The organism is Variovorax paradoxus (genome assembly GCF_009755665.1).
Taxonomy (GTDB): domain Bacteria; phylum Pseudomonadota; class Gammaproteobacteria; order Burkholderiales; family Burkholderiaceae_C; genus Variovorax; species Variovorax paradoxus_G.
The window spans coordinates 4,054,775-4,069,107 of sequence record NZ_CP046622.1 but is presented as its reverse complement, the minus strand read 5'-3'; the positions used below and the strand labels follow the sequence as shown (position 1 = coordinate 4,069,107).

Sequence of the window (14,333 nt, the reverse complement as noted above, 5' to 3'; positions counted from 1 at the left end):
GCTCAGGCGAAGTCTTCGGCCAGTTTCGCGTCGAAACCCGTGCGGTTCGACACGGTGGTCTGTTCGACCAGCTCCGAGCGCAGCACGGCGAACACGCGCGAGCAGTCGATGGCGGCTCGCAGCAGATGTTTTGCCACCGCCATTTCAGTGATGCCGAGCTGCTGCGCGATTTCTGCGCGCGTGTGGCCGTAGGCGCGAAACAGCAAAAACACTTCGCGCCGCCGCGGCGGCAGGGTTTCCAGCGTTTCGACCACGCGCGCCAGCACCTGCTGCTGGGAGGCGATGCACTCGCAAGACGGCACCGTCTGGCGCGAGCCGACGCTGAAATGCGTGCTGACCCACTCCTGCGCCACCTTGCGATGACGCGCGTCGTCCACGCACAGGTTGCGCGCCACGCGAAACAGCAGGGCCCTCGGCGACTCGATGCCCGGGCCCTGCGGTCCATCGGGTGCCGCGCCGCCGATGCGGATGTCCTTGTTCAGCTTGAGCGCGTGCGCATACACCCGCTCGAAGCTGGATTGCGCGATGTCCGCCGCGTAGTGCGGGTCCCGCAGGTCGCGCGTCAGCTGCCGACGCAAGTCCGCATAGTGAGCTACCAGTTCCTGGACGAGGTCGCGCATCCGATCGCCTTCTCGCAAGCATTCGCAGTGGTGGTGGTTCCCGGCCGGTCACCGGCTTCAGTGCCAAGGGTGACTCGGATGATTGAATAAGAATTATTCTTATTGAAGTGTAACCTTAACCGCAGCTGAACGACGCGGGTTAAAGGTTTGGGAACCCCGGATGCGTGCCTGAAAGAGACACTCGCTCCGAAAATGAATAGTTCTGTTTTCGGATCGGGCGGCGGATGCGCTGCCCCTCGCAATCAGCCGCGCTTCGGAATGCCCAGGCCGCGCACGACGGCAGGCCGCGCAACGAAGGTCTCGAGCACGCGAGCGACGTTCTTGAATTCGCTGAAGCCCACCAGTTCGGCCGCTTCGTAGAAGCCGATCAGGTTGCGCACCCAAGGGAAGATGGCAATGTCGGCGATGGTGTAGCCATTGCCCATGACCCATTCGCGCCCTTCGAGGCGCTTGTCGAGAACGCCGAGCAGTCGCTTCGACTCGGCCACGTAGCGGTCTCGCGGGCGCTTGTCTTCATAGTCCTTGCCGGCAAACTTGTTGAAGAAGCCAAGCTGGCCGAACATCGGGCCGATGCCGCCCATCTGGAACATGAGCCACTGGATGGTTTCGTAGCGGCCCGCGGCATCTTGCGGAATGAACTGGCCGGTCTTGTCGGCCAGGTAGAGAAGAATGGCGCCCGACTCGAAGAGCGCGAGCGGCTTGCCGCCGGGGCCGTCGGGATCGAGGACGGCGGGAATCTTGTTGTTCGGATTGAGCGACAGGAATTCCGGCGACATCTGGTCGTTGGTCTCGAAGCTCACCAGGTGCGCTTCGTAGGGCAGCCCGGTTTCTTCCAGCATGATCGAAACCTTCACGCCGTTGGGCGTGGGCAGCGAATAGAGCTGCAGCCTGTCAGGCTGCAGCGCGGGCCATTTCTTGGTGATGGGAAAGCTGGAAAGATCGTGCATGGGCAATTCTGAAAGAGCAGGAAAGGAGCGGAGCCATGGCGCCGCGCCTGCCGGTTTCAGATGCCCAGCCAGGTAAGCAGGGCGGCCTCGACCTCGGCCGACGGCGCGACGAAGCCAGTGTAGGTCGAGGTTGCAAGCGCGCGCTTGCCGGCGTCGCTTTGTGCAAGCCCCAGCAGGGCTTCTCGCGCCGCGGCGGTGGTGGCGGCATCGAGCTTGCGCGACGCCACCCACTGCTTGATGGGCACCGCGCGCGATTCGGCGCACACGTTGCCGCCGCCGTCCTTCCAGGCCTTGATCACGCCCGACGAGGCCGTGGCGCCGTACGCGGCGAAACCGTTCTTCACGTAGAAGGGCACGGCATCCTGGTAGCGCGTGTTGGTGAGCTTGAGTGAAGCGGCCTGCACGCCTTGCTCGCGCAGCATGGCGCGCGTGATCACCGAGGTGATCGAATCGGGGTCGGGCATCACCAGGCCCTTGCCGGCAACGCTCTTCCAGTCGGAGATGGGTTGCGGCTCCTTGCACAGCAGCGACACCTTGTACGCGGTAAAACCGCCGGTCCAGGCCAGCGCCTGGTAGCGGCCGCTCTTGATGGCTTCGAGCGCCACATGGGCCGGATGGATGAAGGCCATGTCGACCTGCTGCTCCTTCAGGGCCTCGCGTGCACCGTTGTACGAAATCAACACCTTGATGGTCACCGGCTGCTTCAATGCCTTGCTCAGGGCCTCGGCAATGGGCTCGAAGCGCGGTGCGATCTGGCTTTCGGTGACCTGGTAGCTCACGCCTTCCGTCACGCCGATGACCAGCGCGTGGGCGGGTGCGACCCCTGCCAGCAGCAACGCCGCCGCGGGAGCGGCAAGCAAAAGCGAGCGCGGCTTGCGGGTGCGGCGCGCACTGGCGGCGCACACGTCGATGTTGTCGGGGCGGAGTGTGGCGGGGATGTACATCAAAAGATCATAGGGGCCGTGGGCGCGGCCGCCGATGATCGCAAGCACCTATGCGCGCGGCGCCCCACCCATGGCATGCATGGCACGGGGCCGCTGCGGCAGGGAAAACGTCAGAACCGCGCCTTGAGGAAGGCCGATGGCCCGTGCAGCTTGACCTTGACCCGCGTCTCGGCGGTGCTGCTTTCGCGCGCCAGGTCGATGTTGGTGACCCCGTAGGCCAGCACCAGGCCCACGTTCTTCACCGGGAACCACTCCACGCCCGCGCTGGCGTTGTAGATGTTGCCGTGAAAGCGCCCGCCGCCCTTGCGCACGCCGGAGAGGTCTGCAAACAGGCGCAGGTCCGGATTGATGGCGTGCCGCACGCCGACTTCGAGCAAGGGCGCAATGGCATCGTCGCTCGCGTCTTCGTTCAACTGGCTGATGCGCCCGTTGACCGCAATGTTGGCGTTCGCGCCCACATTGATGCGGTAGTAAGCCGCGCCGGCGCCAAGCCCGAACACCGTGTTGCCCGTGCCCAGCCACCACTTGTACGAGAGCTTGGCGAAGTCGAGCTTCACGTTGAGGTTGGCGTTGCCGAGGGCGTTGAACGTACCGAAGCCGCCGAGCGATTCGCTGCCGCCGGCCTGGCCGAAGTAGTCGCGCTTGTAGCGGTAGTAGTCGAACGAGAGACCGTGGCTGTCGCCGATCAGGAGGTCGGCCGTCACGCGCGGCATGGTCACGCGGCCGGGCTCGAGGTCGCGCGTTCGCAGCGCGCCGTACGGCGAGCTGACCGATGCGTTGAATTTGGGATCGGCGCTGAAGGCTCCCACCGAAAAACTGAAGCGGTCCAATGCGGGTGAAGGTTCCGCCCAGGCACTTGCGTGGGCAAAGATCAATCCGGCACCGGCCAATGTGCCCAGCGTCGTCAATCTTGCGGTGTTGGCGAGCGGGCGGGAGCGAGGCAGCAGCATGAAAGGTCCTTCAGAAGGCAAAAAAAATGCCTCGGGCTCGGCACGCAATTTCATGCGCGCGGTGCTTCCGGGCGGGGCTCCCTTTTGATGACCGACAAGTTAATAGGGCGCACGCCGAAAACCCATGCGCTGATTGCCGCTGTACTTGTAGGACGGTGTCGATGCAGGCATCGGCGCGCCTGAAAAAGTATTCAAGCTAAGCTTTGAACATGCACGAACATCTTTCCGCGACCACCGGCCCAGAGCGTCTCTTGTATGGCGCGGTCGCGGGCATTGCCGTCGCGGCGGTTGCCCCGCTCGAGCCGATGGCGCGCGGCCTTGCAGGCTGGTGTGCCGGCGCCGCGGTCTTCCTGGTGCTCACGTGGTGGCTGGCCGATACTTTCGATGCACAGCGAACCCGCGAGCGCGCGCAATCGCTGGACCAGCCCAACCTGGTGATCCTGGTGTCGATGCTGGTCGCGATTGGTGCGAGCGTGGTTGCCATTGCCATGCTGCTGCAGCAGGTCAAGCTGATGAGCGGCCCCGCGCGCGCCGCGCATATCGCGCTGGGGCTGGTGGCACTCGTGGGCTCCTGGCTCATGATGCATACGATCTACGCGTTTCACTACGCGCACCGCTACTACATCGACCAGCGGGACGGCTCCCCCGACGGCGGGCTGGATTTTCCGGGCAAGGACGAGCCGGACTATTTCGATTTTTTGTACTACGCCTACGTGGTCGGCATGACCTCGCAGGTGTCGGACGTGCAGGCCACTTCTCGCGAGATGCGGCGCATCACGCTGGTGCACAGCGTGCTCGCCTTTGCCTTCAACATGCTGGTGCTCGCGTTGTCGGTCAACGTGGTCGCGGCGGCGATGTAGCGGCGGCGGAGCCCGCACGCGGCCACAGCTTCACAAGGCCGGTGGAAAGCGCCACGCCGCACACGATGACGGCCGCGCAGATCAGCATCCACTGCGTGATGTTTTCGCCGAGGAACACCGCGCCGTAGAAAACCGCGAACACCGGCACCAGGAAAGTCACGGTCAGCGCGCGCGCCGGTCCCGCATTGGCGATGAGCCGGAAGAAAAGGATGTACGCCAGGCCGGTGCAGGCAATGCCCAGCGCCAGCAATGCGAGCCATGCGCGCAGGCTGGGCATTTGCGCGGGCCAGAACCATAGCGCGGGCAACGCAAGGAACAGCGTGGCGCCGATCTGGCTGCCGGTGGCCGTGGCCAGCGCGGGCACGCCGCCCAGGTAGCGCCGCGTGGCACTGGCCGCCACGCCATAGCTCGCGCAGGCGCCAAGACACGCCAGCACGGCCCACAGCGCGGCATTGCCGCCCGCATCGGCATGCAGGCCCGCGCTGCGGCTTGCGAGCATGGCAACGCCCGCAAAGCCGATGATCAGCCCGACGATGCGAGAGCCGTCGGGCCGGTCGCGAAACCAGGCCCACGCCACCAGCGCGCCGAACATCGGCACCGTGGCGTTGATCACCGCGGCCAGGCCGCTGTTGATGGTGAGCAGTGCAAAGCAGAACAGCGCGAACGGAATGCCGGAGTTCAGCACGCCGATGGCCATCGAGGCCTTCCAGTGCTGTGCCAGCGCCGCGCCATGGCCGCGCATGAACAGCAGCGGCAACAAAAAGAGCGTGGCCACGCCGACGCGCACCGCGGCCGCCGGCAAGGCGCCGAATTCGGCCGCGCCGATGCGCATGAAAAGAAAAGACGCTCCCCAGAGTGCGCCCAGCAGCACGAGATCGATGAGCCAGGCCTTGGGCTTCGGCGAGTCGGCGGGTGCAGTGTTGTCTTTCGTTGTCGTGCTCATACGTTCTCTTGAGGGTGCGCGCGCGGCCGGAGCCGGGCCTTATTTCGATTCGAGTTCCAGCAAGGCGGTCTTGCGGTGGAGCCCGCCAGCGTAACCGGTCAGCGAGCCGTTGGCGCCGAGCACGCGATGGCAGGGCACGATCACGCTGATCGGGTTGCGCCCCACGGCCGCGCCCACCGCGCGCACCGCGGTCGGGTTGCCCACGTTTGCGCTCAGTGCGCCGTAGGTCAAGGTCTTGCCCGCGGGTATGGCAAGCAGTGCCTGCCACACGCTCTGCTGGAAGGCAGTGCCGTGCGAAAGATCGAGCTTCATATCGAAGGTGTCGCGCTTGCCGGCAAAGTAGTCGCGCAACTGCGCGCCGGCTTCAACGAGCGCGGGGTGGTCGTCCTTGGTTTGCCAGCCCGTGGTGTTTGGCCAATGGCGTTGCTGGTCGAACCAGACGCCCGCCAGGCCTTCGTCGGTGGCGGCCATGGTGATGCCGCCAAGCGGCGTGTCGATGTGCGATGTGTAGATGACTTTGGTCTTGAACTTCATGACATTTCAGGCGGGGGCGCCTGCCGTTGTGATGTTGCTGGAAGAAGATTCCGCCGCGGGTGAGTCCGCGGGAGTGGCCGGTGAGGGTGAAGGCGCATGCCATGCGCGCAGCACCGCGTAGCTGCGCCACGGGCGCCATGCCTGCGATGCCTCGCTTGCTGCGCGCGCGGTCGTCACGCCCAGTGCTTTCTGCAATGCGACGTCGCCCGCCGGAAAAGCGTCGGGCCAGCGCAGCGCGCGCATGGCGATGTATTGCGCGGTCCAGGCGCCGATGCCGGGGAGCTCCTGCAGCGCCGCGATGGTCGAGGGCACATCGGCACCCGCATGCAGCGCCAGCTTGCCGGCCCCGACCTCGCGGGCAATGGCCTGCAGCGCGGCCTGCCGCTGGCGCACGATGCCGAGTTGCCCGAGCGCGTCGCCGCTCGCCGCTGCAACGGCGGCAGGCGTCGGAAACAGCCGGTCCAGGCCCTCGATGGGCGTGGCGATGGGTTCGCCGAATGCCGCGACCAGCCGCGAGCCCAGCGTGCGCGCCGCGGCCACGGTGATCTGCTGGCCCAGCACCGCGCGCACCGCGAGCTCAAAGCCGTCGACTGTGCCGGGCACGCGCAGCCCATCGCCGTGTGGAAAGGCTTGGTGCAGTGCGGTGTTGATGGCCATCGGCTCGGCATCCAGGTCGAGCATGGCGCGTGCGCGGCTGATCACGATGGGCAGCACCGCGGCGAGCGAATCGCTGACCGAGAGCAGCATCTGCTCGCGCTCCATGTCGAAGCGCAGTTGCAGCCACCCGGCGTGCGTTTGCGCGCCTTGCTGCACGCGCAGCGTGCGGGCCAGCCGTACGTAGGCGGGCGTGCTGCCCTTTGCGGGCTCCTTGCCGTCGGCCGTGAACGCAACCTCGGCGCCGCGCAGCGCACGGCGCGCAAAGAAGCCGAGCATCGCGTTCACGTCGTAGGGCGGACGGAAACCCAGGCGCACTTCGATGGTCTTGCCTTCGCCGCCCTCTGCACCGCCCGCGCGCCGCAGCGCACTCGGGTTGAGGCCATAGTGTTCGAGGAAAGCGGCATTGAAGCGGCGCACGCTCGCAAAGCCGCTGGCCAGTGCCACCTGCGTCATGGGCAGGCGCGTGTCGGCGATCAATTGCTTGGCGGCCAGCAGGCGTCGCGTTTGCAGGTACTGCAGGGGCGAGACGCCGAACTGCGCCTCGAAGATGCGCCGCAGGTGGCGGTCGCTCACGCCGAGCCGCGCGGCAATCTGCGCGGCGCCCGGACCGTCTTCGGACCACGCATCGGGTTCGTCGATGAGGCGTGCGGCCTGCAGCGCGAGGATGCGCGAGGCATCTTCGGTGGACCAGCTTGCCGCGCGCGGCGCCAGTTCGGGCCGGCAGCGCAGGCAAGGGCGAAAGCCTTCGGCCTCGGCCTGCGCCGCATGGCGGAAGAACCGGCAGTTCTCGCGGCGCGGCAGCTTCACGCGGCAGACCGGCCGGCAATAGATGCCGGTGGAGGTCACGGCCGTGAAGAACGAGCCATCGAAGCGCGCGTCGTGCGTCTTCATTGCCAGGTAGCAGGCATCGCTCTCGAGCACTTCGGTGGAGGCATGTGTGGAAGGCATGGACAAATGATACGGTTTCGACTCGTTTCAACTGGCCGTTTTCGGACATGTGGGTACCAGACTGCTTGCCTACAATGGCTCGGTCTTTAGAACTACAGGGAATGCCTTCTCATGCAACTCAGTGCGTCGATTTTCAAGGCCTACGACATTCGAGGCGTGGTGCCCGTCACGCTCGATGCCGAGGTTGCCGAAGCGCTCGGCCGGGCTTTCGGCAGCGCCGCCCGTGCCGCCGGTGAAAAAACCGTGGCCGTGGGCCGCGACGGCCGCCTGTCGGGCCCTGCGCTCGCCGAAGCACTGATCAAGGGCCTTGTTGCCACCGGCATCGAGGTCATCAATGTGGGCGCCGTGACAACGCCCATGCTGTACTTTGCGGCGCACACGCTGTCGAGCAGCGGCATCCAGGTGACCGGCAGCCACAACCCGAAGGACTACAACGGCTTCAAGATGGTGCTGGCCGGCCGCGCCATCTACGGCGACGAGATCCAGGGCCTGCGCAAGGTGATGGAAGAAGGCTCCGCCAGGCTCGCACCCGGCGGCAGCGTGCGCAATGTCGACGTGACCGAGGCCTATGTGAAGCGCATCGTCGGCGACATCAAGCTGGCGCGCCCGCTCAAGATCGTGGTCGACTCGGGCAACGGCATTGCGGGCGCTTCGGCTCCCGCCATCTTCCGCGCCATCGGCTGCGAAGTGACCGAACTGTTCAGCGAGGTCGACGGCGACTTTCCCAACCACCACCCCGACCCGAGCCGGCCCGAGAACCTGAAGGACCTGATGGCCGCATTGGCCACGGGCGACGCCGAACTGGGCCTGGCCTTCGACGGCGACGGCGACCGGCTGGGCATCGTCACGAAAGACGGCCAGAACATCTTCCCTGACCGCCAGATGCAGCTCTTTGCGCAGGACGTGCTCTCGCGCGTGCCGGGCGGCACCATCGTGTACGACGTGAAGTGCTCGCAGCGCCTGGCGCCGGCCATCGAGGCCGCGGGCGGCAAGCCGATGATCTTCAAGACCGGCCATTCGCTCATCAAGGCCAAGATGAAGGAAATCGATTCCCCGCTCGGCGGCGAGATGAGCGGCCACATCTTCTTCAAGGAGCGCTGGTTCGGCTTTGACGACGGCACCTATGCGGGCTGCCGCCTTCTCGAGATCTTGAGCAAGACGCCGAACGCGAGCGACACGCTCAACGCGCTGCCCACGAGCTTCTCGACGCCCGAACTCAACGTGAAGTGCGCCGAAGGCGAGCCGCATGCGGTGGTCGAAAAGCTGGTTTCAGGCGCAAGCTTTGCAGCACCCGCCGTGGTCTCGACCATCGACGGATTGCGCGTCGACTGGCCCGACGGCTTCGGCCTCATTCGCGCTTCGAACACCACGCCGGTGCTGGTGCTGCGCTTCGAAGGCCAGACCGATGCGGCGCTCAAGCGCATCGAAGCCGAGATGCTCGCGCTCCTCAGAACCGTCAAGGCCGACGCGACGCTGGCCGAAGCATCGCACTGAACCCCGTGCGTTCGCTGCTGCTGCGCCTGTACGGCGTCTTCACCACTGTTGTGCAACCGTTGGTTCGCCGCAAGCTGCGGCGCCGCGCGGTGGCCGAGCCGGGCTATGGCGTGGCCGTGGAGGAGCGCTTCGGCTACTACGACGACGCAACCACCGGCGAGGGCCAGTGCTGGGTGCATGCGGTGTCGCTCGGCGAAACGCGCGCGGCCGCCATCCTGATTGCCGAGCTGCGGCGGCAGTACCCGGGCATTCCGATCCTCCTCACGCATGGCACCGCCACCGGTCGCGAAGAGGGCGCCAAGCTGCTCGAGCCCGGCGACACGCAGGTCTGGCAGCCGTGGGACACGCCGGGCGCGGTGGCGCGTTTCCTCGATCGCTTTCAGCCGCGCATCGGCGTGCTGATGGAAACCGAAGTCTGGCCGGAGATGGCCGCCGCCTGCGCCGAGCGACGCATTCCGCTGGTGCTTGCCAACGCGCGCCTCAACGAAAAGTCGCTGGCCGCGGCCGAGCGCCTGAGCTGGCTCGCGCGGCCCGCGTATTCGGCGTTGGCCGCCGTGTGGGCGCAGACGGAGGCCGACGCGCACCGGCTGGTTTCCCTTGGCGCCAAGGTCACCGGCATCTACGGCAACCTCAAGTTCGATGCCTCGCCCGACGCGCGCCAGCTCACCGCGGCCGTGGCGCTGCGCGAGCGGCTGCCCAAGCCCATGGTGGTGCTTGCGAGCTCGCGCGACGGCGAGGAGCGCATGCTGCTCGAGGTGCTCAAGCGCTTCGGCGCCACGTCGCCCGTGCCGCCGGAGCAGGGTGCGGTCCGTTCGATTGCGAAGCGCGTGCATGACGTGCAATGGATGATCGTGCCGCGGCATCCGCAGCGCTTCGACGAAGTGGCCGCGCTCATCGAGTCGCAGGGCTTTGCCGTGGCACGCCGTAGCGCGGCCGGCCAGCCGACCGATGCGGAGATATGGCTCGGCGACTCGCTCGGCGAAATGGCGCTTTACTACGGGCTGGCCGACGTTGCGCTGCTCGGCGGAAGCTTCGAACCGCTGGGCGGCCAGAACCTCATCGAGCCCGCGGCATGCGGTTGCCCGGTGGTCATGGGCCCTTCGACCTTCAACTTTGCCGAAGCCGCTCAGCTTTCGCTTGCGGCCGGTGCCTCGCTGCGTGTCGAGAACATGGAGCAGGCCGTGACCGCGGCGCTCAAACTGGTCGAAAACCCCGAGCGCCGCGCCGCCATGGCACAGGCCGCGCTGGCTTTCTCATCGTCGAACCGCGGGGCGGCCGAACGCACCGCCGCGGCGGTGTTGGCCATTGCGCAGGCTGCGGACCCCGTGCCGACCGGAGCCGCGCCTCTGGAAGAAGAGGCGAGAGCGGAACCCACGCTCGAGTAGCCGCGGGCTCTGGATCCTCAGCGAGCGGGGGGATTCAGGATGACCGGTGGCGGCGGTGCCGAAGGCATCGTCGGTGCCGGCGGATTGAACGGCGGCACCGGCACGGGTGGCACCACGGGAATGCTCGGCGGAGTGACCGGCACCACTGTCGAAGGCGCCGTCTGCGGGCGCTCGCCAAGCGAAGGTTGCGCAGGCTGCGAAGAGGCACTTCCGTTCTTCGCCAGCGTTGCGTTGATCGCATTCATGTCGTCCACCGTCAGCGTGCCGTTGGCCTGGCGCAGCCTGAGGTTGCCCAGCAGCACGTTGTAGCGGGCCTGCGCGAGGTCGCGTTTGGTCTGGTAGAGCTGGCTTTGCGAATTGAGCACGTCGATGTTGATGCGCACGCCCACCTGGTAGCCGAGCCGGTTGGCGTCGAGCGCGCTCTGGCTCGAGGCCTCGGCGGCTTCGAGCGCCTTGACCTGCCCCGCACCGGACACCAGCCCGAGGTAGGCCGCGCGCGTGGCCTGCGCCACGCTGCGGCGGGTGCCCTCGAGCACGCTTCGCGACTGGTCTTCGAGCGCCAGCGTTTCCTTGATCCGGTTTTCGGTGGCAAAGCCCGCGAAGAGCGGCATGTTGAACACCACGCCCACCGATGCGGCATCGATGCGCGTGCCCACGGTGCTGGTGCTCGTGCCTTGCGGATTGCGCGTGATGTTGTAGCCCAGGTTGGCGTCCAGCGTGGGCTTGTGGCCGGCTTCGGCCTTGCGGATTTCGAGGCCGGCCACATCGAGGCCGAGCCGCGCCTGGCGGATGGAGGGGTGCGCTTCTTCGGCCTGTGCGACCCAGGCATCGATGTTTGCCGGCATGGCCGTCGGCAGCACCACGGGCTGCGCCAACGGAACCGGCACGCTCCCGGGACGGCCGACCAGCTGGTCGAGGACGATCTTCTTGACCTGGAGGTCGTTCTCGGCGGCAATCTCCTGCGCAATGACGAGGTCGTAGCGCGCCTGCGCTTCACGCGTGTCGGTGATGGTGGAGGTGCCGACCTCGAAATTGCGCTTGGCCGACGCGAGCTGCTCGGCCACGGCCACCTTTTGCGCGCGCACCAGCGTCAGGCTGTCCTGGCTGGCGAGCACGTCGAAATACGCTTGGCTCACGCGAACGATCAGGTCCTGCTCGGCCGCGGTGAGCACGGCCTCGGCAATCTCGGCCTGGCGCTTGCCTTGCTCGTAGGTGGCCCAGTTGGCGGGCCGGTAGATCGGTTGCGTGGCGTTGATGCCGACGTTCTGCGTGGTGAAGTCGCGCGGCGTGCTGGCCCCGCGGCCGGCACCAGTGAGGGTGTCGATGTCGAGGTTGTTGCGCGTGGCGCCGGCCGTGAGCCCCACCGCGGGAAGAATGCCCGCCTTGGCCTGCGCGGCACGCGCCACGTTCGCCTCGTACTGGGCGCGCGCACCTTGGTAGGTGGCGTCGAAGCCGCGGGCGGATTCGTAGAGTTCGTTCAGTGTCTGGCCTTGGGCCGGCAGTGCGAGCAGGGTGGCAAAGAGACTTGCGAGCGCTGCGGAAAGAGGCAAAAGCCTGGGCCTGGAAGGCATTGAACGTCCTTGAAGAAAGAATCAGTAGCGCGGCACGGCGGGATCGTGCTGTGCGGACCAGGCGTCGATGCCGCCGGCCACGTTGGCCAGCTCGGCAAAGCCGTTCTGGCTCAGGAAGGCTGCCACACGCTGGCTGCGCGCACCGTGATGGCACAGGCATGCAATGCGCTGGCCCTCGTCCAGTTCGGAAAGCCGGCCCGGAATTTCGTTCATCGGGATGGCGACCAGCGTGAAGCCCTGGGGCGCGACGCTTGCCGTCTGCAGCTCCCAGGGTTCGCGCACGTCGAGCAGCACGGGCGCGGCATCGGGGTTCTGGGCAAACCAGGCTGCAAGATCGGCGGGGCGGACTTGATCGATCATTCGGAAGTCCCGCTCAGAACGAGAAGCGCGAGGGCTCGGGGAAGTTGAGCAGGCGCGGCGCCACCGTGTCCCACGGCTGGATGGTGTCCCACTTGCTTTCGCTGGTGCGGGTCACGAAGTGCGCGCGCATCATCGGCTCTTCGCCCACGATGGCGGCCAGGCGGCCACCCACCTTGAGCGAGCCGAGCAGGTTTTGCGGAATGCGCGCGACGGAACCGCTGAGCACGATCACGTCGAAGCTCGGGCCGCTCGGCAGCGGCACGGCGCCGTCGGCGTTGCGCACTTCCACGTTGGCAACGCCGTTCTGGCGCAGTGTTTCGGCGGCGCGGGCGGCCAGCACGGGGTCGATTTCGAGTGAGAGCACCTGGGCGGCGCGATGGGCGAGCAGGGCGGCCATGAAGCCGGAGCCGGTACCGATCTCGAGCACCGACTCGTGCTTTTGCACGTGCAGGTCTTGCAGCATGCGTGCCTCGACCTTGGGCGAGAGCATCACCTGGCCGGGAACGGAGCCGTCGCCGAGCGGAATTTCCATGTCGAAGAAGGCCAGGCCGCGGTGCGCGGGCGGCACGTAGTCTTCGCGCCGGATGCTGGCCAGCAGGTCGAGAATTTCCAGGTCCAGCACATCCCAGGGCCGGATCTGCTGCTCGATCATGTTGAAGCGCAAGCGCTCGAGGGTGGGGGTCGGGTTCATTGGGGGCTTTTCCTTGTGGGGCTCAGGACAAACCTTCAATTTTAGGTCGCGCCGCGCCCGCTCGCGGAAGCCCGGCCGTCCATGCACGCTTCATGCCGCGCTCTCCGGGCGGCGCGTGAGGCCGTAAAGCACGGTTTCGGCCTGGGTGGCGAGGTACTTTTCAGGGTCGAGCGAGGTGTCTTCGTCGACGCAGACCATGGCCGAGTGCTTCCAGAGCATGAGGAAGACCATGGGTGCCACCACCGAATAGATGGCGTGGTCGATGTCGACCGGCGCGAATTCGCCTTTGTCGATGCCCCGCTGAAGGATGCGGCGCAAAAGAGAATGGCCGGGCCGGATCACTTCCTTGCGGTAGAACTCCGCCAGGTCGGGAAAATTGGCGCCTTCGCTCATCATGAGCTTGGTCAGGCCCGAAGCCTTGGTCATGCCCACCCGCTCCCACCAGACGCGCATGCAATAGCGCAGCATGTCCGCCGAGGTGCCTTCGAAGGTCTCGAATTCTTCGTTCCACTCGGAAAACCGGCCGCTGAGGTTTTCGACCACCACGGCCTTGAAGAGCTCTTCCTTGCTCGGAAAATAAAGAAAAAGCGTGCCCTTGGAGACCCCCGCGCGTGCCGCCACTTCCTCGGCGCGGGTGGCGGCAAAGCCTTTTTCGACGAAGAGATCGAGGGCCGCTGCCAGCAGTTCGCCGGGGCGTGCCTCCTTGCGGCGCTCGCGTTTGGAGCGCACCGGGCAGATCTTGTCGACAAAGGAACGGGGGGTGGGCATGAGATTAATGACTCGCGGGTTAGTAATGTAGTGACCAGCATCCGGCCCGTCAAGCCGCGACAATATCGGGTTCGCTTTTTTCCTACCTGCCGGAGCAGCCCATGTCTTCTTCACTGTCGCAAACCGAAACCATCGTGCTCGGGGGAGGCTGCTTCTGGTGCACCGAGGCGGTTTTCGATCGCGTGCAGGGCGTGGTGGACGTCGAATCGGGCTATTGCAACGGCCAGACCGTCAACCCCAGCTACGAGCAGGTCTGCACCGGCCGCACCGGGCATGTGGAGGTCGTGAAGGTCGAATTCGACCCCGCGGTCATCAGCCTGCGCGAAATTCTCGAGATCTTCTTTGTGGTGCACGACCCCACGACGCTGAACCGCCAGGGCAACGACGTCGGCACGCAGTACCGCAGCGGCATCTATGTCACGAGCGATGCGCAGAAAGAAGTGGCCCAAGGGGTCATCCGCGAAATCGAGGCCGGCAAGACCTACAGCGCTCCGGTGGTGACCGAAGTGGTGCCGCTCGCGAACTACTCGACCGCCGAGGCCTATCACCACGACTATTTCCTGAACAACCCGAACCAGGGCTACTGCGCTTTCGTGGTCGGGCCCAAGGTCGAGAAGTTCCAGAAGACCTTCGCCTCGCGCGCCAAGGCCTGATCTTTCGG

At 66.2% G+C, this 14,333-nt stretch carries 15 protein-coding genes; 4 read left to right on the top strand and 11 right to left on the bottom strand.

What is annotated here, in order from left to right:
- Window positions 1–2 precede the first annotated feature (2 nt).
- From GOQ09_RS18990 to GOQ09_RS18975, 4 genes are all read right to left on the bottom strand, one after another.
- Window positions 3–620: an RNA polymerase sigma factor gene (locus GOQ09_RS18990; protein WP_157614938.1), complete on the bottom strand. Its 618-nt coding sequence runs from the start codon at window positions 618–620 to the stop codon at window positions 3–5.
- A gap of 242 nt (window positions 621–862) precedes the next feature.
- On the bottom strand, window positions 863–1,567 hold the full coding sequence (locus tag GOQ09_RS18985; protein WP_157614937.1) for a glutathione S-transferase N-terminal domain-containing protein: 705 nt from the start codon (window positions 1,565–1,567) through the stop codon (window positions 863–865).
- Window positions 1,568–1,623: 56 nt separating this feature from the next.
- Window positions 1,624–2,511, bottom strand: a complete 888-nt coding sequence (locus GOQ09_RS18980; RefSeq protein WP_157614936.1) for a phosphate/phosphite/phosphonate ABC transporter substrate-binding protein — start codon at window positions 2,509–2,511, stop codon at window positions 1,624–1,626.
- Between the two features lie 110 nt (window positions 2,512–2,621).
- Window positions 2,622–3,461 carry a hypothetical protein gene (locus GOQ09_RS18975; protein ID WP_157614935.1) on the bottom strand — a complete coding sequence of 280 codons (840 nt, stop codon included), beginning with the start codon at window positions 3,459–3,461 and terminating at the stop codon, window positions 2,622–2,624.
- A gap of 209 nt (window positions 3,462–3,670) precedes the next feature.
- On the opposite strand from GOQ09_RS18975, the gene GOQ09_RS18970 reads away from it, so the two are divergent.
- Window positions 3,671–4,321, top strand: coding sequence for a DUF1345 domain-containing protein (locus GOQ09_RS18970; protein WP_157614934.1), 651 nt, complete (start codon window positions 3,671–3,673; stop codon window positions 4,319–4,321).
- Here GOQ09_RS18970 and GOQ09_RS18965 read toward each other — a convergent pair.
- Genes GOQ09_RS18965 through GOQ09_RS18955 form a run of 3 tightly spaced genes read right to left on the bottom strand, consistent with a single transcriptional unit; the run spans window position 4,296 to window position 7,403 of the window.
- Window positions 4,296–5,264 carry a DMT family transporter gene (locus GOQ09_RS18965; protein ID WP_157614933.1) on the bottom strand — a complete coding sequence of 323 codons (969 nt, stop codon included), beginning with the start codon at window positions 5,262–5,264 and terminating at the stop codon, window positions 4,296–4,298. The two genes, GOQ09_RS18970 and GOQ09_RS18965, sit on opposite strands and share 26 nt — an antisense overlap.
- Window positions 5,265–5,303: 39 nt before the next feature.
- Entirely contained in the window at window positions 5,304–5,798 is a 495-nt protein-coding gene (locus GOQ09_RS18960) for a methylated-DNA--[protein]-cysteine S-methyltransferase (RefSeq protein WP_157614932.1), read from the bottom strand.
- A gap of 6 nt (window positions 5,799–5,804) precedes the next feature.
- Window positions 5,805–7,403 carry a DNA-3-methyladenine glycosylase 2 family protein gene (locus GOQ09_RS18955; RefSeq protein WP_157614931.1) on the bottom strand — a complete coding sequence of 533 codons (1,599 nt, stop codon included), beginning with the start codon at window positions 7,401–7,403 and terminating at the stop codon, window positions 5,805–5,807.
- 111 nt (window positions 7,404–7,514) lie between these two features.
- On the opposite strand from GOQ09_RS18955, the gene GOQ09_RS18950 reads away from it, so the two are divergent.
- On the top strand, window positions 7,515–8,897 hold the full coding sequence (locus GOQ09_RS18950; RefSeq protein WP_157614930.1) for a phosphomannomutase/phosphoglucomutase: 1,383 nt from the start codon (window positions 7,515–7,517) through the stop codon (window positions 8,895–8,897).
- Window positions 8,898–8,902: 5 nt separating this feature from the next.
- On the top strand, window positions 8,903–10,282 hold the full coding sequence (locus GOQ09_RS18945; protein WP_157614929.1) for a 3-deoxy-D-manno-octulosonic acid transferase: 1,380 nt from the start codon (window positions 8,903–8,905) through the stop codon (window positions 10,280–10,282).
- A 17-nt stretch (window positions 10,283–10,299) separates the two neighbouring features.
- Here GOQ09_RS18945 and GOQ09_RS18940 read toward each other — a convergent pair whose 3' ends face one another.
- The 4 genes from GOQ09_RS18940 to GOQ09_RS18925 form a co-directional block, all read right to left on the bottom strand.
- Window positions 10,300–11,853: a TolC family outer membrane protein gene (locus tag GOQ09_RS18940; RefSeq protein WP_157614928.1), complete on the bottom strand. Its 1,554-nt coding sequence runs from the start codon at window positions 11,851–11,853 to the stop codon at window positions 10,300–10,302.
- A 21-nt stretch (window positions 11,854–11,874) separates the two neighbouring features.
- Complete coding sequence (locus GOQ09_RS18935; RefSeq protein WP_157614927.1) at window positions 11,875–12,213, bottom strand: rhodanese-like domain-containing protein; 339 nt, start codon at window positions 12,211–12,213, stop codon at window positions 11,875–11,877.
- A 13-nt stretch (window positions 12,214–12,226) separates the two neighbouring features.
- A complete protein-coding gene (locus GOQ09_RS18930) occupies window positions 12,227–12,904 on the bottom strand; it encodes a protein-L-isoaspartate O-methyltransferase family protein (RefSeq protein WP_157614926.1) in 678 nt (225 codons plus the stop codon).
- A 90-nt stretch (window positions 12,905–12,994) separates the two neighbouring features.
- Complete coding sequence (locus tag GOQ09_RS18925) at window positions 12,995–13,672, bottom strand: TetR/AcrR family transcriptional regulator (protein WP_157614925.1); 678 nt, start codon at window positions 13,670–13,672, stop codon at window positions 12,995–12,997.
- A 101-nt stretch (window positions 13,673–13,773) separates the two neighbouring features.
- Between GOQ09_RS18925 and msrA the strand changes: the two genes are divergently transcribed.
- A complete protein-coding gene (msrA, locus tag GOQ09_RS18920; RefSeq protein WP_157614924.1) occupies window positions 13,774–14,325 on the top strand; it encodes a peptide-methionine (S)-S-oxide reductase MsrA in 552 nt (183 codons plus the stop codon).
- Window positions 14,326–14,333 lie beyond the last annotated feature (8 nt).

What these genes read in the sequence shown, in the direction of transcription:
- GOQ09_RS18990 (WP_157614938.1), bottom strand. Translation starts at nt 620, where the DNA reads ATGCGCGACCTCGTCCAGGAACTGGTAGCTCACTATGCGGACTTGCGT.
- GOQ09_RS18985 (WP_157614937.1), bottom strand. Translation starts at nt 1,567, where the DNA reads ATGCACGATCTTTCCAGCTTTCCCATCACCAAGAAATGGCCCGCGCTG.
- GOQ09_RS18980 (WP_157614936.1), bottom strand. Translation starts at nt 2,511, where the DNA reads ATGTACATCCCCGCCACACTCCGCCCCGACAACATCGACGTGTGCGCC.
- GOQ09_RS18975 (WP_157614935.1), bottom strand. Translation starts at nt 3,461, where the DNA reads ATGCTGCTGCCTCGCTCCCGCCCGCTCGCCAACACCGCAAGATTGACG.
- GOQ09_RS18970 (WP_157614934.1), top strand. Translation starts at nt 3,671, where the DNA reads ATGCACGAACATCTTTCCGCGACCACCGGCCCAGAGCGTCTCTTGTAT.
- GOQ09_RS18965 (WP_157614933.1), bottom strand. Translation starts at nt 5,264, where the DNA reads ATGAGCACGACAACGAAAGACAACACTGCACCCGCCGACTCGCCGAAG.
- GOQ09_RS18960 (WP_157614932.1), bottom strand. Translation starts at nt 5,798, where the DNA reads ATGAAGTTCAAGACCAAAGTCATCTACACATCGCACATCGACACGCCG.
- GOQ09_RS18955 (WP_157614931.1), bottom strand. Translation starts at nt 7,403, where the DNA reads ATGCCTTCCACACATGCCTCCACCGAAGTGCTCGAGAGCGATGCCTGC.
- GOQ09_RS18950 (WP_157614930.1), top strand. Translation starts at nt 7,515, where the DNA reads ATGCAACTCAGTGCGTCGATTTTCAAGGCCTACGACATTCGAGGCGTG.
- GOQ09_RS18940 (WP_157614928.1), bottom strand. Translation starts at nt 11,853, where the DNA reads ATGCCTTCCAGGCCCAGGCTTTTGCCTCTTTCCGCAGCGCTCGCAAGT.
- GOQ09_RS18935 (WP_157614927.1), bottom strand. Translation starts at nt 12,213, where the DNA reads ATGATCGATCAAGTCCGCCCCGCCGATCTTGCAGCCTGGTTTGCCCAG.
- GOQ09_RS18930 (WP_157614926.1), bottom strand. Translation starts at nt 12,904, where the DNA reads ATGAACCCGACCCCCACCCTCGAGCGCTTGCGCTTCAACATGATCGAG.
- GOQ09_RS18925 (WP_157614925.1), bottom strand. Translation starts at nt 13,672, where the DNA reads ATGCCCACCCCCCGTTCCTTTGTCGACAAGATCTGCCCGGTGCGCTCC.
- msrA (WP_157614924.1), top strand. Translation starts at nt 13,774, where the DNA reads ATGTCTTCTTCACTGTCGCAAACCGAAACCATCGTGCTCGGGGGAGGC.